The sequence below is a fragment of the Streptomyces sp. NPDC088157 genome (assembly GCF_044741545.1).
Taxonomy (GTDB): Bacteria; Actinomycetota; Actinomycetes; order Streptomycetales; family Streptomycetaceae; genus Streptomyces.
The window spans coordinates 680,869-700,355 of the sequence record NZ_JBIUSU010000002.1; the positions used below are offsets into that span (position 1 = coordinate 680,869).

The 19,487-nt window shown below is 69.8% G+C and carries 16 protein-coding genes; 3 read left to right on the forward strand and 13 right to left on the reverse strand.

What is annotated here, in order from left to right:
• Positions 1-15 precede the first annotated feature (15 nt).
• The 8 genes from ACIPFH_RS09350 to ACIPFH_RS09385 form a co-directional block, all read right to left on the reverse strand.
• Positions 16-633 (reverse strand): response regulator transcription factor, encoded by a 618-nt coding sequence (locus ACIPFH_RS09350; RefSeq protein WP_356248788.1) that lies wholly within the window; start codon positions 631-633, stop codon positions 16-18.
• Entirely contained in the window at positions 630-1,829 is a 1,200-nt protein-coding gene (locus ACIPFH_RS09355; protein ID WP_401825125.1) for a sensor histidine kinase, read from the reverse strand. The genes ACIPFH_RS09350 and ACIPFH_RS09355 overlap by 4 nt, the downstream gene beginning before the upstream one ends.
• A 5-nt stretch (positions 1,830-1,834) precedes the next feature.
• On the reverse strand, positions 1,835-2,575 hold the full coding sequence (locus ACIPFH_RS09360; RefSeq protein WP_356248786.1) for an ABC transporter permease: 741 nt from the start codon (positions 2,573-2,575) through the stop codon (positions 1,835-1,837).
• Positions 2,572-3,483 (reverse strand): ABC transporter ATP-binding protein, encoded by a 912-nt coding sequence (locus ACIPFH_RS09365; protein ID WP_401824573.1) that lies wholly within the window; start codon positions 3,481-3,483, stop codon positions 2,572-2,574. Before ACIPFH_RS09365 ends, ACIPFH_RS09360 begins: the two co-directional genes overlap by 4 nt.
• 91 nt (positions 3,484-3,574) lie before the next feature.
• A complete protein-coding gene (locus ACIPFH_RS09370; RefSeq protein WP_401824574.1) occupies positions 3,575-6,151 on the reverse strand; it encodes a hypothetical protein in 2,577 nt (858 codons plus the stop codon).
• A gap of 153 nt (positions 6,152-6,304) precedes the next feature.
• Positions 6,305-6,715 (reverse strand): DUF6113 family protein, encoded by a 411-nt coding sequence (locus ACIPFH_RS09375; protein ID WP_401824576.1) that lies wholly within the window; start codon positions 6,713-6,715, stop codon positions 6,305-6,307.
• Positions 6,715-7,656, reverse strand: a complete 942-nt coding sequence (gene mshB / locus ACIPFH_RS09380; protein WP_401824578.1) for an N-acetyl-1-D-myo-inositol-2-amino-2-deoxy-alpha-D-glucopyranoside deacetylase — start codon at positions 7,654-7,656, stop codon at positions 6,715-6,717. The genes ACIPFH_RS09375 and mshB overlap by 1 nt, the downstream gene beginning before the upstream one ends.
• A 64-nt stretch (positions 7,657-7,720) precedes the next feature.
• Positions 7,721-7,915 carry a hypothetical protein gene (locus tag ACIPFH_RS09385; RefSeq protein WP_062641281.1) on the reverse strand — a complete coding sequence of 65 codons (195 nt, stop codon included), beginning with the start codon at positions 7,913-7,915 and terminating at the stop codon, positions 7,721-7,723.
• Positions 7,916-8,096: 181 nt separating this feature from the next.
• Between ACIPFH_RS09385 and ACIPFH_RS09390 the strand changes: the two genes are divergently transcribed.
• Positions 8,097-10,214, forward strand: coding sequence for a prolyl oligopeptidase family serine peptidase (locus tag ACIPFH_RS09390; protein ID WP_401824580.1), 2,118 nt, complete (start codon positions 8,097-8,099; stop codon positions 10,212-10,214).
• Between the two features lie 150 nt (positions 10,215-10,364).
• On the opposite strand, the gene ACIPFH_RS09395 is transcribed toward ACIPFH_RS09390, so the two are convergent.
• The 5 genes from ACIPFH_RS09395 to ACIPFH_RS09415 are packed head-to-tail and all read right to left on the reverse strand — an operon-like array spanning position 10,365 to position 16,031.
• On the reverse strand, positions 10,365-11,441 hold the full coding sequence (locus ACIPFH_RS09395; protein ID WP_401824582.1) for an ABC transporter ATP-binding protein: 1,077 nt from the start codon (positions 11,439-11,441) through the stop codon (positions 10,365-10,367).
• Positions 11,434-12,426, reverse strand: coding sequence for an ABC transporter ATP-binding protein (locus tag ACIPFH_RS09400; protein ID WP_401824584.1), 993 nt, complete (start codon positions 12,424-12,426; stop codon positions 11,434-11,436). The genes ACIPFH_RS09395 and ACIPFH_RS09400 overlap by 8 nt, the downstream gene beginning before the upstream one ends.
• A 7-nt stretch (positions 12,427-12,433) precedes the next feature.
• Positions 12,434-13,474, reverse strand: a complete 1,041-nt coding sequence (locus ACIPFH_RS09405; RefSeq protein ID WP_401824586.1) for an ABC transporter permease — start codon at positions 13,472-13,474, stop codon at positions 12,434-12,436.
• Positions 13,467-14,390, reverse strand: a complete 924-nt coding sequence (locus ACIPFH_RS09410; RefSeq protein WP_356248759.1) for an ABC transporter permease — start codon at positions 14,388-14,390, stop codon at positions 13,467-13,469. The genes ACIPFH_RS09405 and ACIPFH_RS09410 overlap by 8 nt, the downstream gene beginning before the upstream one ends.
• 6 nt (positions 14,391-14,396) lie before the next feature.
• Complete coding sequence (locus tag ACIPFH_RS09415; protein ID WP_401824588.1) at positions 14,397-16,031, reverse strand: ABC transporter substrate-binding protein; 1,635 nt, start codon at positions 16,029-16,031, stop codon at positions 14,397-14,399.
• Positions 16,032-16,586: 555 nt separating this feature from the next.
• Between ACIPFH_RS09415 and ACIPFH_RS09420 the strand changes: the two genes are divergently transcribed.
• The gene (locus ACIPFH_RS09420) at positions 16,587-17,615 is read left to right on the forward strand and encodes an ABC transporter permease (protein WP_401824590.1); all 1,029 of its coding nucleotides are present in this window, start codon (positions 16,587-16,589) and stop codon (positions 17,613-17,615) included.
• A 79-nt stretch (positions 17,616-17,694) separates the two neighbouring features.
• A complete protein-coding gene (locus ACIPFH_RS09425; protein ID WP_401825126.1) occupies positions 17,695-19,455 on the forward strand; it encodes an ABC transporter substrate-binding protein in 1,761 nt (586 codons plus the stop codon).
• Positions 19,456-19,487: the final 32 nt, after the last annotated feature.

The following is a 19,487-nucleotide window of genomic DNA, read 5'->3' on the forward strand; positions in this document are numbered from 1 at the left end:
GCGTCCGGCCGCCCCTCACAGCCAGCCCTTGTCCCTCGCGGTCCGCACCGCCTCCGCCCTGTTGCGTACCGCCAGTTTCTGTATCGCCGTGGAGAGGTAGTTGCGGACCGTGCCCTGGGACAGGTGCAGGGCCGCTGCCAGTTCCGCGTTGGTCGAACCGTCGGCCGCCGCGCGCAGCACCTCGCGTTCGCGATCGGTGAGGGGGTTGGCGCCGCCCGCCAGGGCGGCTGCCGCGAGCGTGGGGTCGATGACCCGCTCGCCCGCCAGGACCTTGCGGACCGCCGCCGCGAGTTGGGCCGCGGGGGCGTCCTTGACGAGGAAGGCGTCGGCGCCGGCCTCCATCGCGCTGCGCAGATAGCCGGGGCGGCCGAAGGTCGTGAGGACGACCAGCTTCAACCGCGGGAGTTCCTTGTGGAGTTGCGCCGCGGCCTCGATGCCCGTCGCGCCCGGCATCTCGATGTCGAGGAGGGCCACGTCGACGTCGTGGGCCCGGGCGGCCGCGAGGACCTCGTCGCCGCGCGCCACCTGGGCGACCACCTCGATGTCGTCCTCCAGGCCGAGCAGGGCCGCCAGGGCCTCGCGGACCATCGACTGGTCCTCGGCCAGCAGGACCTTGATCGTGCCACGAGTCATGAGCGGGATCCTACGTCCGGCAGCTGCCCCGTCGGGACCCGGGCGGTCAGTCGGAAGCCGCGCTTGACGCGCCCCGCCTCAAGGGTGCCGCCGGCCTTCGTCAGGCGCTCGGTGAGGCCGGTGAGGCCGTTGCCGGGGCCCTTGCCCGAGCCGCCGGATCCGTCGTCCTCGACGGTGAGTTCGAGGACGGGGCCGTCCAGGGTCTGGCGTCGCACGAGGTCCACCGTGCAGCGGGTGCCGCCGCTGTGCCGTACGACGTTGGTGACCGCCTCGCGCAGGGTCCAGGCGAGAGCGGACTCGCTCTCCTCGGTGACGCCGTCGAGGTCGGGTTCGGCGGGGATCGCGGCGGTGATGCCGGCCGCCGTCAACGCGACCTGGGTGCCCGCCAGTTCGGCGGCCAGGCGGGGGCGCCGGTAGCCGGTGACGGCCTCGCGGACGTCCACCAGGGCCTGACGGCTGACCTGTTCGATGTCGGCGACCTGCTGGGCGGCCTTGTCGGGGTGGCCGGGGAGCATACGGCCGGCCAGCTCGCTCTTGAGGGTGATCAGGGAGAGCGAGTGGCCCAGCAGGTCGTGCAGGTCCCTGGCCAGGCGCAGCCGTTCCTCGTTGGCGGCGAGCTGGGCGACCGTGGCGCGGGCCTTGCGCAACTCCACCGTCGTGCGGACCAGTTGGCTCACCCCTGTCATCGCGAAGCCGATGAGCAGGACCAGGAGGAGAAGGTTCAGCGCCTCCTCCTCGTCGGTGCGCAGGCCGACGAGGAGCATCACCGCGGCCGTGCCCGGGATCGTCCAGAACGCCACCCGCAGCGGGAGCACCATCCCGCACGCCACGGAGACATAGCAGTACAGGCCGAGCCAGGCGGAGCCGAGGGTGAGACAGAGGACGGTGGCGAGCACCGCCATGGAGCCGATCAGGGCGGCGACGAGCTTGTCGGGGTAGGGCTCGGCTCCCATGTCCCGGAAGAGCAGCGACAGGTAGACGGTGACGAAGACCGCCAGGCCCAGCCAGCCGGCCACCGTGCCGCCGGTACTGTGGTCACCGGCGACGAGGTCGTGCACCGGCGAGCTGAGGAAGACCAGCCAGACGCCGATCCACAGCAGCTTGCGCCGCCACAGCTCGCGCGTGGTGCGGGCGGTCCGGCCCAGCGCGACCGGCGACTCCCGCCGGGCCTTCTCAGACAGCAGGTCGTCCGTCATGGCGCTCACGCCTTCAGCGTGTCCTTCCGGTACAGCCAGGCCGCGCCGCCCGTGAACAGGGCGAAGAAGACGGCCAGGATGACGATGTCCTTGGCGTGCGGGGCCTGACTCTGTTCGATGGACTGCCCCAGGGCAGCGTACGCGTGCGTCGGCACCCACTTGGCTATGTCCTGCAACCAGGTCGGGAAGGTCGTCGTCGGCATCCACAGGCCGCCGAGGATCGACAGTCCGAAGTAGGTGATCATCGTGATCGGGCGGACCGCGTCCCCGTTCGCGAGGTAGCCGATCGCCACGCCCAGGGCGGCGAAGACGAGGCTGCCGGCCCAGATCGCTCCGGTGAGGGCGCACCACTGCCAGGCGTCCAGCCGTACGCCCTTCACGGCCGCGGCCACGGCGAAGACGACGACGATGGAGGGCAGGCTGACCACGGCCGCGCTCGCCGTCTTCGCGAGGACGTAGCCACGGCCCGGGAGCGTGGTCAGGCGCAGCTGCCGTACCCAGCCGCTCTGGCGCTCCTTGGCGATGCGTTCGCTGTTGCCCATCAGGACGGCCGTGAGGGCGCCGAAGGAGGCCATCGAGACCATCATGTAGGTCGGCAGGGTCAGGCCCGTGCCGTCGACCTTCTCCGTGCTGTCGGCGCTGCCCGCGATGAGCAGGAACAGGACGGACGGGTAGATCACCGAGAAGAACAGGAACTTGCGGTTGCGCAGGGCGCGGGTGAGTTCCAGCTTGATCAGGCCGTTCACCTGGTCTTCGCCTCCTCGGCGGTGGTGAGGGCGACGAAGGCCTGTTCCAGGCCGAGCCCGGCGACCTCGAGGTTGCGGGGGTAGAGGCCGAGGCCGTAGACCGCGTGGACGGTGGCGTCGGCGTCGGTGGACTGGATGCGCACGGTCCGGCCGGAAACGTCCAGGGTGGTGAGGAAGGGCAGGGCGCGCAGGGCTGCCTCGTCGATCCCGTCCTCCAGGTCGAAGGCGATCCTGCGTGCCCCCGCCTTCGCCTTGATCTCGGCCGCCGTGCCGTCGGCCAGCAGCCGGCCACGGTGCAGGACCAGCACCCGGTCGGCGATCGCGTCCGCCTCTTCGAGGTAGTGGGTGGCGAACAGGACGGTGCGGCCCTGGTCGGCCTGCTCGCGCATGGTGGCCCAGAACGCCTGCCGGGTGGTGACGTCCATGCCGGTGGTGGGCTCGTCCAGGACGATGAGGTCGCTGTCGCCGGCGGTGGCGAGGGCGAACCGGACCCGCTGGGCCTGGCCGCCGGAGAGCTTGTCGACCTTGCGGTCGGCGATCTGCGTGATGCCCGCGCGGGCCAGCACGTCGGCGGCCCGGTACGGCTTCGGGTGCAGTCCGCAGGCCAGCCTGACCAGTTCGGCGACCGTGACCTCGTCCATCAGGCCGCCGGACTGCAGCATCGCGCCGACCCGGCCGGCGACGATCGCCTCGCGCGGGCCGGTGCCGAGGACGCGGACCGTGCCGCTGTCGGGCTGCTTGAGGCCGAGGAGCAGGTCGAGGGTGGTCGACTTGCCCGCCCCGTTGGGCCCCAGCAGCGCCACGGTCTCCCCCGGGCGCAGCGCGAGCGTCAGGCCGTCCACGGCCCGTACGTCGCCGAAACTCTTGCTCACCTGGTCGAACCCGACCACCGGTGCTGTCGTCGTCATGACAGCGATCGTCGCTCCGGAGGCCGGGTGGCCGACAGTGTCCGCCGTCCCCAGTACCGCATGACAGATGTCATGCGGTACTGCCCTGGGGTCAGCTCGGGTCGGTGTCGATGACGCCGGTCCGGTCCGTCTCGCTCTTCAGGGCCGGGCGCAGGGCGCCGATGACGTCCTGGACCGTGACGGCCGTCTTCTGGCCGGTGCCGCGGGTGATCAGCACACCGTTGAAGGTGCCGCCGTAGAGCTCGGTCAGCGCGGCCTGGTCGTAGCTCTCGACGAGCTTGCCGTTGACCGCCTTGACCTGGAGGAACTTCCACAGTGTGTTCTTCGGGGTGAAGGAGACCGAGTGCGCCGCGTCGGTCATGACGGTGACCTTGCCGGACATCGCCGGTTCGGCGAACTCCTTCATCATCCGGTCGACCTCGGCATCGGAGATCGTCGGCTGCTTGTCGGTCGTCGGGACCTTCACCGCGGTGGCCTTGCCGGTCTCCACCTGGGTGCGATAGGCCTCGACGACGGCATCCTGGGCCTTCGCCGCGTCGACGCCCTTGCCGGCCTTGCCGTAGACGGCGACGGCCTTGCCGGACTGGAACTTGATCGTGCCGTCGGTGGCCGAGCCGGAGCCGCCCGCGGCGGACGCGAGGGCCGCCTGGAGCTTCTCCTCGTCGACCGGCATCGCGGGTTCGACCTCACGGTGCTGCCCGAACAGCGAGCCGATGACGGAGACCGGGTTGTAGTCGCTCTTGGCCGCGTCGTCGACCGTGGCCTGCATGTCGAACTGGAGGCCCGCCTGGTCCGGCTTGAGGGTGACGGTGTCGCCGCCCACGGACAGCTTCAGCGCCTGGGTGTCCCGCTTGCCGAAGGCGTCGTCGAGCTTCTTGACGGCGTCGTCGCTGGTGCCGCCGCCGATGTCGACGCCGAGCACGGTGGTGCCCTTGGGCACGTCGGAGTGGTTCATCAGCAGGCCGGCGCCGTAGACGCCGATCCCCGCGACGACCACCAGTCCGCCGAGCAGCGGCAGCTTGCTGCGGCCCTTCTTCTTTTTCTTCTTGGCGTTCCGGGAGTCGCCGGCGGGCGTGCTCCGCGTGGCCGGCTCCGGCCCCTTCGGCGGGGTGTGCGGCAGCGGCCCGTCGGTGCGCGTACCGCCCTGGCCGCCGGGCACGACGGGGATGCCGCTGGTGACGGTGTGCCCGGAGACGTTGTCGACGGGACGTCCGCCGTAGCCGCCCGCGCCCGGTTCGGGGGCGGGCTTCTGCGGGGTGAGGATCGCGGTGTCGTCGCTCAGGCCACCGCCGGGCAGGCGACCGGTACCGGGGCCGGCGGCACGCGGACCGCCGGGACCTGCCGGACCACCCGGACCGCCACGGCCGTTCGGACCGCCGGGGCCACCAGGACCGGAAGGCGCGCCGGGGGCGCCGGTGATGCCGGGGGCGCCGGTGATGCCGGGGGCGCCGGTGATGCCGGGTCCGCCGGTGATGCCGGGGGCGCGAGTCGCACCCGGAGCGCCGGGAGGCCGGGTCACGCCGGGGGCACCGGCCGCGCCGTGCGGGTTGCCGCCCACCGGGGGCACCATCGGGCCGTCGCCCGTGACCGGACCGCCGGTCGGGCCCGCGGGGCCGCCCTGCGGGCCGCCCCGGCCGCCGGGACCACCGGGTCCGTCCGGGCCGTTGAAGTCGTAGGAGCCACCGGGGCCCCCCGGGCCGGCCGGGAGGCCGCCCTGATCACCCTGGCCGGGCGTGCCGTTCGGCACGCCGAAGCCGTTCTGGCCGTTGTCGGAGAAGTACGGCAGGTTGTCGCGACGCGGCTCGGCACCGCCCGCGCCCTGCGCCGGTCCCTGGTTCTGCGCCGGTCCCTGGCCCTGACCTGGCCCCTGACCCTGGCTCGGTCGTGAGGTGTTGCCGAGCGGGCCAGCGGCGAGCGCCTCGGTCACGTCGAAGGAGCCCGTTCCACCGCCGTGCCCCGGAGCCACGGGACCGCCGGTGGCGCCACCGGGGATACCGGCGCCGTTGGTGCCGCCGGGGCGGGCACCGCCCGGCACGCTCATGGAACCGACCACACCGCCGGGACGCCCGTTGCCCGGCCGCGCGCCACCTGGCGCACCGGCCCCGGCACCGGCACCGCTCCCGGCACCCGGTCCCGCCGCGCCGGCGGGGGGAGCGGAGGGACCCGCGGGTGCGGCGGTCCCGGCGGCCGAACCGCCCGGCAGACCCGCGCCGTTGCTGGCGCCGCCGCCCTGACCGCCCTTGGCAGGCCCGGACTTGCGGGGCGCGAACCAGTTGCTCGTCTCCGCGGCGGGCGCGGGTTCGGCGGGCAGCTCGAACGAGCCCGTGTCGGACGAGGAGTGGCCGACGGCGGGCGCGGACGGCGCCGACTGCGCGTCGGCACCGGCCTGGGCGTTGCCTTCGGGGCTGTCACCGCCCTTGCCCTCCGCGTCCGCGACGGGCGTGCGCATCACGACCGGCGGAATGGGCCGCGAACCGGGGATGTTGATGCGGATCCGGGTCGTCAGCGTGGTCTCGGTCTTGCGTTCCTCCGGCTGCGCGGACGAACGGCCCGCGTCCGCGCCGCCGTCGGACACCACGGGGGTGCCGTACGGCGGCGTGCCCGAGGGGTATGCGGCTCCGCCGCGCCCGTTGGGCCCGGAGGACGGACTGTCAGTTTCACGACTCAAGGCAGGTTCTCCAGGTTGGCTCCGCCGCCCGCACGGCCTCACGGGCAGCTCGGCGGCGCGCACCACCATACTGGCCACTTCTGGCCCGTATCCCACGACCGCCGGGGAAACCCGCACGGGACTCCCACCGGCACGCCACGGTGAAGTGGTACGTCACTTGCCAAGTCGGACGTCGCGACCGACCGGTTGCCGCCCCGAACCAATGGTGGCGCAGATCACAGCAAGTGCCATGCCGCCGAGCAGGAAGAGGTAGGAACCGCCTCCCGCGCCGAACAGGAAGTCACCTTCGGGACGGCCCGCGGTGCACAGGATGACGGAGATCATCCAGCCGGCGGCGGGTGCGACGGCCCCGGCACGGCTGCCGAGCGCCCGCGCCCCGCCGAGGAACAGCCCGGCGGCGCCGGCGAGCGCGAGGAGCAGTCCGCCCGGGAACCAGCCGGCCTGGACGAGCGCCCCGGCGAGACCGGCGACCGCGCCGAGCAGCAGGAGCCCCACATGGGCGGCGATCCGTCCGGCGGGAGGCATCCGCAGGGGCTGGGCGAGCATGGAACCACGGTCGGACATCACGCCACCCCCGCCGCGTCGCCGGTACCGGCGAACAGGTCGGTCTCCCTCTTCCGTCTCCCGCGGCCTCCCTGGCTCTCCTGAGCGGGCTCCCCGCGTACGAGTTCGTAGTACTCGGTCGGGAACAGGGGCTGCGCGAGCTCGTTGGAGAGGGCGAAGTACCGCTCACCGGGCGCGACTTCGACCTGGGTGGCGTGCGCGCGCATCGCGGCGGCCTTGGCGGCGGCGTACGCGCGGCCGCCGTCGATCTCGGCGGTGACCCGGTCGTCGTCCACCACACCCGGCACGTCGGGGACGCCGGCGCTCTTGGCGAAGGGCAGCCCCGGCAGCTCCTCCTGGAGCCGGGCGAAGGCCACCTCGGCCACGGAGCGCGGGACGCGGTTCCAGTACACCTTGGGGATGCGCCACCCGGCGCCCTCGGCCAGCTCCGCCGCCCGCATGGCGACGCGATGGGCCTGGATGTGGTCGGGGTGGCCGTAACCGCCGTCGTCGTCGTAGGTGACGAGGACCTGGGGGCGCACCTCGAGAATGACCTGGACGAGGAACCCGGCGGCCTCGTCGACGTCGGCCTGCCAGAAGCAGGTGGGGTCGTCGTTGTCGGAGAGGCCCATCATCCCGGAGTCGCCGTAGCGGCCGACGCCGCCGAGCTGGCGGAAGTCGTCGACGCCGAGTTCGGCCATGGCCGCCGCCAGTTCACGCCGCCGGTGCTCCCCGAGGGCGGCGCCGGTCAGGTGCCTCAGCTCGGGCGGGATGACCTCACCGCGTTCACCGAGGGTGCAGGTGACCAGGGTCACCCGGGCCCCCTCGGCCGCGTACCGGGCCATGGTCGCGCCGTTGTTGATCGACTCGTCGTCCGGGTGCGCGTGCACCAGCAGCAGACGCCGGGCGGCGCGAGATGGGGGTCCCCCCGGCCGGAGGTTGGGGGAGGGGAGTTCCGTCATGGTGCCAACCCTACGAGGCGGGATTACATCTCCCGCGCAGGGGCAGACGCAGGGTCGGCACGCGTCAGAACTTGATGCTGCCGATCATGCTCGCCACGCTCGTCGTCAGGTCGCTGATCGTCGGCGCGATCGTCGAGGACGCGAGGTAGAAGCCGAGCAGGATGCAGACAACCGCGTGACCGCCCTTCAGTCCCGACTTCTTGACCAGCAAGAAGACGACGATCGCCAGCAGCACCACCGCCGAAATCGAGAGTGCCACGGCGGTTCACCTCCAAGGACCCGGGAACATGGGGGCAGAAGCAGAACAAGGGGACTCGTAAATCCATACATCAGCCAGCAGGTTCATACCCACACAGCGCTAGTGATCATAACTATGTGTGGGCGCGCATCTCTCGGCGCACAGCCGCACAAGGGGGTCGCATGGCCAATATGGTCGGGGGATGACGACCGAGTCCGACTCCTTTCCCCGCAGGCACGCCCGCACCCAGCGTTTCACCCTCGGCGCGCCGCGTTCGTTCACGGTGGCTCCCGACAGCTCCCGGGTCGTGTTCCTGCGCTCCGGCTCCGGCACGGACCGCGCGGGCGCGCTGTGGGTCCTGGATCCGGCGGACGGTACGGAGCGTCCGGCCGCCGACCCGCACGCCCTCCTCGGCGGCACCTCGGAGGACCTCTCCCCCGAGGAGCGCGCCCGCCGCGAGCGCAGCCGTGAGGGCGGTGCCGGGATCGTCGGCTATGCCACCGACGGCGCGGTCGAGCTGGCGTCTTTCGCCTTGTCAGGGCGGCTTTTCACGGCGGAACTGCGGGCCGGGACGGCGGCCGAACTCGCGGTTCCCGGGCCGGTGATCGACCCCCGGCCGTCCCCCGACGGGCGGCTCGTCGCCTATGTCGTCGGGGGCGCTCTGCGGGTGGTGGGCGCCGAGGGTGAGGACGACCGGGCGGTCGCGGAGCCGGAATCGGACACGGTTTCCTATGGATTGGCCGAGTTCATCGCGGCCGAGGAGATGGACCGTTCGCGCGGGTTCTGGTGGTCTCCGGAATCGGACCGGCTGCTGGTCACACGCGTGGACGACACGCCGGTGGAGCGGTGGTGGATCTCCGATCCGGCCCAGCCGAAACGTGACCCACAACACGTGCCCTATCCGGCTGCCGGGACGGCCAACGCCGAGGTGCGGCTGTTCGTGTTCGGGCTCGACGGGGTGCGTACGGAGGTCGTCTGGGACCGGGCGCGCTATCCGTATCTGGCGCGAGTGCACTGGTCAGGGGCAGGAGCGCCGCTGCTGCTCGTACAGGCGCGCGACCAGCGCAGTCAGCTGTTCCTGGCGGTGGACACCGACTCGGGGGCGACCCGGATGGTGCACGCCGACGAAGATCGGATTTGGCTGGAACTTTTCCCTGGCGTGCCGTGCTGGAGTCCGTCGGGACAACTCGTCAGGATCGCCGACGAGGGCGGCGCCCGGGTCCTCGCGGTCGGCGAACGCCCGCTGACGGGAGCCCAGTTGCACGTGCGGGCGGTGCTGGACGTGACGGCCGACGACGTGCTGGTCGCCGCCTCGGCGGGGGTGGACGCGGCAGCGCCGGAAACCGGTGAGGTGCACGTCTACCGGGTCAACGAACTCGGCGTCGAGCGCCTTTCGCAGGAGCCGGGGGTGCACTCGGCGGTGCGCGCGGGGAACGTGACCGTCCTGGTGTCGGCGGTGCTCGACCGGCCGGGCGGCGTGGCGCGGGTACTGCGCGACGGGAAGCCCGCGGCGACCGTCCGTTCCCACGCGGCGGATCCCGGCCTGACCCCCCGCGTGCTCCTCACCCAGGGGGGCGCACGACGCATCCCGTGCGCCGTGCTCATGCCTACGGACTACGTCGGTGACACCCCCCTGCCCGTCCTCATGGATCCCTACGGCGGCCCGCACGGCCCCCGGGTCCTCGCCGCGCACAACGCGCACCTGACCTCGCAGTGGTTCGCCGACCAGGGTTTCGCGGTGGTCGTCGCCGACGGACGGGGCACCCCGGGCCGCTCCCCCGGGTGGGAGAAGGCGATCCACCGGGACCTCACGGTCAGCCTCGACGACCAGATCGAGGCACTGCGGGATCTGGCCGAGCGCCATCCCCTCGACCTCTCCCGCGTGGCCATCCGGGGCTGGTCCTACGGCGGCTGGCTCGCGGCCCTCGCGGTGCTGCGCCGGCCCGACGTCTTCCACGCGGGCATCGCGGGCGCCCCGGTGACCGACTGGCGGCTCTACGACACCCACTACACCGAGCGGTACCTGGGCGACCCGGCCACGTCCCCGGAGGCGTACGCGAAGAGCTCGCTCGTCACCGACGAGGGGCTCTCCTCGCCCGCCGACCCCCATCGCCCGCTGATGATCGTCCACGGCCTGGCCGACGACAACGTGGTCGTCGCCCACGCCCTGCGGCTGTCCTCGGCCCTGCTGGCCGCCGGCCGCCCGCACGAGGTGCTGCCCCTGTCCGGCGTCACCCACATGACCCCGCAGGAACAGGTCGCGGAGAACCTGCTGCTGCTCCAGGTGGACTTCCTCAGGCGCGCCCTGGGCCTCGGCTAGGCGAAAAAAAACGGGCCGGGAGACATGGCGCTCCCGGCCCGTTTACGGCACCCGCACGGCCGTACGCTGTTCACCCTGACGCGTCCGTATATCGGAATCGGGTCGGTCAAGTTGCCTGCGTGTTAACGCGGTTGCTGCGCATATGCGGCGCTATGCGCCGTCGGCGACGTGATCACCCGGTGGTTCCTCCGGCGGGACCACCTGTTTCTCCTCCGCGAAGTGACATGCCGAGTCGTGGGCCGCGGGGCCGGTCGCGAGCCGGAACTCCGCCGGCACCGCCAGCACCGGCACCTCCAGCGCGCACCGCTCCCGCGCCTTCCAGCAGCGGGTGCGGAAGCGGCAGCCGGAGGGGATGTTCGTCGGGGACGGGACGTCGCCCGCCAGGATGATCCGCTCCCGGTGCTCCCGCGCCTCCGGGTCGGGAACGGGGACCGCGGACAGCAGGGCCTGGGTGTACGGGTGCGTCGGATGGTCGTAGATCTCGGCGTCGCGGCCGATCTCCACGATCCGGCCGAGGTACATCACCCCCACCCGGTCCGAGATGTGGCGCACGATCGAGAGGTCGTGGGCGATGAAGAGGTAGGAGAGGTCGAACTCGCTCTGCAACCGGTCCAGCAGGTTGATCACCTGCGCCTGGACCGACACGTCCAGCGCGGACACCGGTTCGTCGGCGACGATCACCTCCGGGCGCAGCGCCAGTCCCCGCGCGATGCCGATGCGCTGCCGCTGGCCGCCGGAGAACTGGTGCGGGTAGCGGTTGATGTACTCGGGGTTGAGCCCGACGACGTCCAGCAGGTCCTGGACCTGTCTGCGCCGGTCGCCCTTGGGCGCCACCTCGGGGTGGATCTCATACGGCTCCCCGATGATGTCGCCCACCGTCATGCGCGGGTTGAGGGAGGTGTACGGGTCCTGGAAGACCATCTGGATGTTGCGCCGGACCGCCCGCATCGCCTTGCCCGACAGGCCGGTGATGTTCTCGCCCTTGTAGCGGATCTCCCCCGCCGTCGGCTTCTCCAGGTTGACCAGCATCTTGGCGACCGTGGACTTGCCGCAGCCGGACTCCCCGACGATGCCCAGGGTCTCGCCGCGATGGAGGGTGAAGTCGACGCCGTCGACGGCCTTCACCGCGCCGACCTGCTTCCTGAAGAGGATGCCCTGCGTGAGCGGGTAGTGCTTGACCAGCCCGTTCACTTCGAGGATCGGCTCGGCCGACGAGGAACTAGCCATGCAGGCACTCCCTCCAGAAGTGACACGCGCTCGTGCGGTCGGCGTCGGACCCGTCGCCCTCGTCGACCTCGTACAGCGGGGGTACGTCCGTACGGCACACGTCCTGGGCCATCGGACAACGGGGGTTGAAGGCGCAGCCGGGCGGGATGTGCATGAGGTTCGGCGGCAGACCCTTGATGGCGTAGAGCTCCTGGCCCTTCTGGTCCAGGCGCGGGATGGAGTCGAGCAGGCCGCGGGTGTAGGGGTGGGCCGGCGCCTTGTAGATGTCGTGCACCGGCGCCGACTCGACGATCCGGCCGGCGTACATGACCGCGATCCGGTCGGCCACGTCCGCGACCACGCCCAGGTCGTGGGTGATGAGGATCAGGCCCATGTGGTACTCGCGCTGGAGCTCCGCCAGCAGGTCCATGACCTGGGCCTGGACGGTGACGTCGAGGGCGGTGGTGGGTTCGTCGGCGATGATGAGCGCCGGTTCCAGGGCCATCGCCATCGCGATCATGATGCGCTGGCGCATACCGCCGGAGAACTGGTGCGGGTAGTCCCTGACCCGTTCCCGGGCGCCCGGGATGCGGACGCGGTCCATCAGCTCCACGGCCTTGGCCCGCGCGTCCTTCCTCGACAGCCCCCGGTGCACGACGAACATCTCGCCGAGCTGGTCGCCGACCGACAGCACGGGGTTCAGCGAGGACAGGGCGTCCTGGAAGATCATGGCCATCTCGGCGCCGCGGACCTTCCGGCGCTCCTCCTCCTTGAGCCGCAGCAGGTCGTCGCCCCGGAACAGGATCTCGCCGCCGGTGATCCGGCCGGGCGGCATGTCGAGGATGCCCATGATCGCCTGGGCGGTGACGGACTTGCCGGAGCCGGACTCGCCGAGCACGGCGAGGGTCTCGCCCGCGTCCACGCCGTAGCTGACGCCGTTGACGGCCCTGGCGATCCCGTCCCGGGTGCGGAACTCCACGTGCAGGTCGCGTACTTCGAGCAGCATCCGCCCGTCACCTCAGCTTCGGGTCGAGGGCGTCGCGCACCGCGTCGCCGAGCATGATGAACGCCAGGACCGTGAGGGCCAGGGCGCCCGAGGGCCACAGCAGGGCGTGCGGGGCGTTGCGGATGTAGGGCGAGGCGGCGGAGATGTCGATGCCCCAGGAGACGGTCGGCGGTTTCAGTCCGACGCCGAGGTAGGACAGGGTCGCCTCCAGTGCGATGAACGTGCCGAGCGCGATGGTCGCCACGACGATCACCGGGGCGACCGCGTTCGGCGCGATGTGCCGCAGCAGCAGCCGGGAGGGGGAGGCGCCCAGGGCCCGGGCCGCCTGGACGTAGTCGTTCTGTTTGGCGGTGATCACCGAGCCGCGGGCGATCCGGGAGATCTGGGGCCAGCCGAGCAGCACCATGAACCCGATCACCGGCCAGACCGTGTTGCTGGTCACCACGGAGAGGAGGACCAGGCCGCCGAGGACGACCGGAATGGCGAAGAAGATGTCGGTGATCCGGGACAGGATCGAGTCCCCCGCCCCGCCGAAGAACCCGGCCAGCCCGCCCAGCACGCTGCCGAGCAGGGCGACGCCGAGGGTGGCCAGGACACCGACCGTGACGGACGTACGGGCGCCGTAGACGACGCGCGTGTAGACGTCGCAGCCCTGGCCGTCGAAGCCGAAGGGATGGCCTGGCTGGGAGCCCTCCTGGGCCTTGGCGAGGTCGCACTTGAGGGGGCTCAGCCAGGTGATGGCCCCGGGCCACAGGGAGATGAAGACCAGGAAGACGATGACCAGGCCGGCGATGATGAAGACCGGGTTGCGGCGCAGGTCCCGCCAGGCGTCGGACCAGAGGGACCGGGCCCGTTCGCCCGAGACGGCCGCCGCCTCCCGCTCCGACGGTCCCGCGTTCGGTGGTCCGCCCGGCGTCTCCTCCAAGGTCTCCCCCTCCGCCGTGGCCAGGTCCATCGCACCGCCCATGCCGGTGTCGGCGATGGCGCCGTCCTCCGGGGTGCGGCCCGCGCCCGGCAGGTGGTGCTCCGGCGGCGTCGGCTCAGGCATAGCGGATCCTCGGGTCGAGTACGGCGTACAGGAGGTCGACGAGCAGGTTGGCCACCAGGAAGACCAGGACGAGGACGGTCACGAAGCCGACGACGGTCTGGGTGTTCTGGCGGAGGATCCCCTGGTAGAGCTGGAAGCCGACGCCGTGGATGTTGAAGATGCGCTCGGTGACGATCGCGCCGCCCATCAGGGCGCCGATGTCGGTGCCGATGAACGTGACCACGGGGATGAGGGAGTTGCGCAGCAGGTGCCGGGTGACGACCCGGCGGCGGGGCAGCCCCTTGGCGACGGCCGTCCGTACGTAGTCGGACCGTCGGTTCTCCGCGATGGAGGTACGGGTCAGTCGGGTGACGTACGCCAGCGAGACGGAGGCCAGCACCAGGCCCGGCACGATCAGTTCGCCGAAGGTGGCCTCGGTGGAGACCGACGGTTTGATCCAGCCCCATTCGACGCCGAGCAGCAGCTGGAGCAGCAGGCCGGTGACGAAGGTGGGGACGGAGATCACGACGAGGGTCAGGAGCAGGACCCCGGTGTCGACGGGCCGGCCCCGGCGCAGACCCGTCACGACGCCGAGGGTGATGCCGATGACGATCTCGAAGACGATCGCGACGATCGTCAGCCGGATGGTGACCGGGAACGCCGTGGCCATCAACTCGGTGACCGGCTGGCCGTTGAACGCCGTACCGAAGTCTCCGGTGAAGACGTTCCCCATGTAGGTCAGGTACTGCTGCCAGACCGGCTTGTCGAGACCGAACTCCTTCTTCAGCTGGGCGGCGGTGGCCGGGTCGCACTGCCGGTCACCGCACAGGCCCGCGATGGGGTCGCCCATCACGTTCACCATCAAGAAGATCAACAGCGTGGCGCCGATGAACACCGGGATCATCTGGAGCAGACGCCGGATCACGTACCGGCCCATGGCGGGTCAGCTGACCTTGATCTCGTTGTACACCGGGACGGAGAACGGGTTGAGCTTGACGTTCGAGAGCCGATCCGAGTAACCGGCGCTGCCGTTCTGGTACCAGAGCGGGATGGCGGCCATGTTGTCGCGGACGACCTCCTCGGCCTGCTGGAAGGTCTCCACGGCCTTGGCGGTGTCGGTCTCGGCGTTGGCCTCATCGACGAGCTTGTCGAAGTCCTTGTTGGACCACTTGCCGTCGTTGGAGGAGGCGTTCGTGTAGTAGAGCGGCTGGAGGAAGTTCTGGATGAGGGGGTAGTCCATCTGCCACCCCGCCCGGAAGGGTCCGGTCATCTTCCGGTCGCCGATCTGGGTGCGGAAGTCCGCGAACGTGCCGACCGGGTTGCCGACGCAGGCCTTGTCGTTGTCGAGGGCGTTGTTGATCGAGTTGCAGACCGCGTCGACCCACTGTTTGTGCGATCCGGTGTCCGCGTTGTATGTGATCTTGACCTGGCCGCCGGGCAGGCCGCCGCCCTCCTGGATGAGCTTCTTCGCCGCGTCGGGGTCGTACTCGCAGGCGTCCCCGCACAGGCCTTCCTTGAAGCCGCCCTCCTCGCCGAGCACCGGGGAGGTCCAGTCGGTGGCGGGGGTGCGGGTGTTCTGGAAGATCGTCTCCGTGATCTGCTTGCGGTCGATCGCCCGGGACAGGCCGGTGCGGACCTTGTCCGAGCCGGAGGTGTTCCACTTCTTGTCGTAGAAGGGGAAGGCCAGGGTCTGGATGATGCCGGCGGGGGTGTTCAGATAGCGGTCGCCGAGGTCGTTCTTGACGTTCTTGAGTTGGGCCGCGGGCACGTCGTCGACGAGGTCGAGGTTGCCGGCCAGCAGATCGGTGTAGGCGGTGTTGTTGTCGGTGTAGACCTTCAGGGTCACGCCACCGTTCTGCGCCTTGTCGTCCCCGGGGTAGTCGTCCCACTTCTTCAGGGCCATCTGGGAGCCCTTGGTGTAGGAGTCGATCGTGTACGGCCCGTTTCCGATCGGTTTCTCCAGCCAGCCCGCGTGGTCGGTGAAGAAGGCCTGGGGCAGCGGGGCGTAGGCGGGGTAGCCCAGGGTGTCGGGGAAGGTGGAGAACTTCTGCTTGAGCTTGACGGTGAAGGTCTTGTCGTCGACGACCTTGAGCCCGGCGAGGGCACCTGCGCTCTGCGCGCTGCCGTCGGCGGGGTGGACCGCGGTGTAGCCGTCGATGTACTCGAAAAAGTACGCGTTCTTCTGGTTGTTCTTCAGACTCGCACCGTAGTTCCAGGCGTCGACGAATGATTTCGACGTCACTTTTTCGCCATTGCTGAACGTCCAGCCGTCCTTGACGGTGATGGTGAAGTTCTGGGAGTCCGTGGTCTCGATCTTCTCGGCCAGCATGTCCTCGGCCTCGCCGGTCTCCGGGTTGTACTTCTTCAGGCTCCGGAAGATCATGTCGAGGACCTTGCCGCCCTGCACCTCGTTGGTGTTGGCGGGCTCCAGCGGGTTCTGCGGGTCTCCCCAGGAGGAGCTGAGCGCGGCGCCACCGCCGCCCTGGCCGCTGTCGCTCCCCCCGCCCCCGCAGGCCGTCGCCGCGAGTGCTGCCGCCGCCGCGCATGCGGCCCACTTGGCGTGCGTGGCTCCACGCATGGGATGCCTCCTCATTGACCGCGCTTTACCTGAGCGCTGTGCCGTCAGCACCGAAGCACTGAACCATTACCGGCCAATACCAACTTATAAAGGTGCATAACGCACACGGGCCGCGGCCAACAGGGGGCCATCGGGGGGCTATTCGGGGGACGGCACAAGTGCGCCGGACGCCGGCAGCAGGATCCTGCCGGGGGGTCGAAAAGGATCTTCTTCGCAGGTCACAATGGATCTTCTGTGTAGTGCGCAACGGATCTTCACCATCCGATGCCGAACCGTTGGATTGCGACCCCGAGATGTACGCATTCCGACACCCAGGCGACCGAATATCGAACCCCTTGCCCGTTTCGCGCAGTTGGCCCGAATTCAGACACGGAACGATCACGGCGCGCTACACGCGTAGCTACGATACGGTCAAGCTCAGGTAAAGAGAGTAAAGAGAAGACCAAGGGAGTCCAGAATTTATTGACCGTGAACGAATTGCGTTGAAAAAGTCCGGCGTAGCCCGTAGGGAGTGCCCTGCGGAGTCATCAGACCCTCCCGTGGGCCAGGAGCACCATGACCCCCCCAACTCCATCAGCGGCTGCCCCGCTCGAGGTGACCGACGAGAGCGTCGAGAAGTCGCCCACGCCCTCCACCCACAAGGGCAGCGAGGGCCGCTCTCCCGGACGGCTGGCGTGGAACCGCTTCAAGCGGGACCGCACGGGCGTCATGTCCGCGTGCACCGTGGGCTTCTTCTTCGTGATCGCCATCGCCGCTCCGTTGATAGCCAAGCTGTACGGCAAGGACCCATACACCACGTACGCCAGCCAGCGCCCCGAGCTGCTGAACCCCTTCGCCTACCCGTCAGGCCCGAACGGCGGAATGAGCTCCGAGTTCTGGTTCGGCATCGAGCCCCAGCTGGGGCGCGACGTCTTCACCTTCCTGCTCTACGCGATCCGCAACTCGCTGGGCATCGCGCTCGCCGCCACCGTGCTCACCGTGGTCCTCGGTGTGGTCATCGGCACCACCGCGGGCTACCTCGGCGGAAAGACGGACTATCTCGTGGGTCGGGTCATCGACATCCTGCTGTCGTTCCCGTCCACGCTCTTCTTCATCGCCTTCATGCCGGTCGTGTTCGGGCTCTTCGTCGCCCCCGACGAGGAGATCCCGACCTGGCTGCGGGCCACAGCTCTGATCATCGTCCTCTCCGCCTTCGGCTGGGCGTCCATCGCCCGACTGCTGCGCGGCCAGGTACTGGGCCTGCGTGAACGGGAGTTCGTCGAGGCCGCGAAGGTCACGGGTGCATCACCGGGGCGTATCGTCTTCAAGGAGCTGCTGCCCAACCTGTGGACGCCGATCATCATCCAGACCACGCTGATGCTCCCGGCGTACGTCACCGCTGAGGCGGGTCTCGCCTTCCTCGGAGTCGGCATGATCGACCCGACCCCGGACTGGGGCGTCATGATCGCGCGGGGTGCAAGTTTCTACACCGAGGACCTCACCTTCATGCTCTTCCCGGGCCTGTCCATGGTGATCTTCGTCCTCGCGTTCAACCTGCTCGGCGACTCGGTGCGTGACGCACTCGACCCCAAGTCCAAGCGCTAGCTCCGGCCCTCTTCAGGACCACGGCAAGGACGCCGGGGTGCCGGATCTCTCTCATCACTCCCACTTCAAGGCAGGCAGCATGTCCTTCTCGCGCAGAAACTTCCTCATCGCCACCGGCGTTGCCGCGGCGTCGACGTCGGTGCTGAGCGCCTGCAGCAGCGGCGACGAGGGGGGCTCCTCGCAGGACAAGGCCCCCAAAGTCACCGGGGCCAAGACCGTCGAGATCCCGGTCGGCACCAAGGCCGACTCCACCGGTCCGGCCCCCGAGGTGACGGGCGCGGTCACGGGCGGGACGATCTACTCGCTCCAGCAGTTCGACATGGACCACATGGACCCGGCGCAGATCTACGTCTCGACCGAGGGCGCCATCACCGTGCCGATCATGCGCGGTCTGACCGGCTACAAGCTGGACGCCAAGGGCAACGCCACCCTGGTCGGCGACGCCGCGACCGACGCCGGCACCATGAAGGACGGCGGCAAGACCTGGACCTTCACGCTGAAGGACGGTCTGAAGTGGGAGGACGGCGCCGAGATCTCCTCGGACGACCTCCGCCACACCTTCGAGCGTCTCTTCGCCACCTTCGTCACCGAGGGTCCGCGCTACGTCCAGGACTTCCTGGTGGGCGGCGACAAGTACAAGGGCCCGTACGAGGGCAAGAGCCTCGCCTCCATCGAGGTCGACGGCAAGACCATCACCTTCCGTCTCAAGGAAGCCCGCGCCGACTTCAACTTCACGCTCGCGATGCGCGCTTACTCCCTGGTGCCGAAGAAGCACGACACCAAGGAGAAGTACGACAAGCAGCCGATCTCCTGCGGCCCGTACAAGGTCGACAACCGAAACATCGGCAAGTCGATGACCTTCGTGCGCAACGAGCACTGGGACCCGAAGACGGACTCGATCCGCAACGCCTACCCGGACAAGTACATCTTCCAGATGGGCTACGAGCTGGTGGCGTCCACCGACCGCTGGATCGCGGACAAGGGCACCGACCAGTACGCGGTGCCGATCTTCAACGAGGTCGCGCCCGAGCGCATCGCCCAGGTCCTCACCAACGCCGATCTGAAGAAGCGTGTCCTCACCGCGGTCGACACGGTCACCTACTACTGGCCGATCAACATGACCCGCGTCAAGGACCTCAAGGTCCGCCAGGCCATCAACTACGCCTGGCCGCACCAGCAGCTGCAGACCATCGGCGGCGGCGCCTACAGCCAGGAGATCGCCACCACGATCTTCGCCCCGGTGACGCCCGGCTACACCAAGTTCGACCTGTACGGCGTGGACAAGAAGCCGGGCGGCGACCCGGCGAAGGCCAAGGCCCTGCTGAAGGAGGCCGGCAAGGTCGGCCAGAAGCTGGTCATCGCCTACCAGCAGTCGGACACCGCGGTGAAGACCGCCGTCGCCATCAAGAACGCGCTGGAAGCGGCCGGCTTCACGGTCGTCAACAAGCAGGTCGACAAGTCGACCTTCTACACCCAGATCGGAAAGATCGACAACGACTTCGACCTGTTCGCGGCCGGCTGGAGCCCGGACTGGCCGGGCGGTTACTCGCAGTTCTACCCCTGCTGGAGCGGCAAGAACATCGGCGACGGCCGCAGCAACTACGCCCAGCTGAACGACCCGAGCGTCAACAAGGCCATCGACGCGGCTTCTCAGATCGCGGACCCGAAGGCTGCCAACAAGGCCTGGGGCAACATCGACAAGATGATCATGGAGCTGGCCGCGGTGGTGCCGGACTACCACAAGATCCGCAACTACCTGTACGGCTCCAAGGTCGGCAACGTCATCTGGGACAGCGCCAACACCTGCGTCGCGCTCTCCAAGCTCTACGCCAAGAAGTAAGCGCACGCCCCCCGGGGGTGGCCGTCACCATG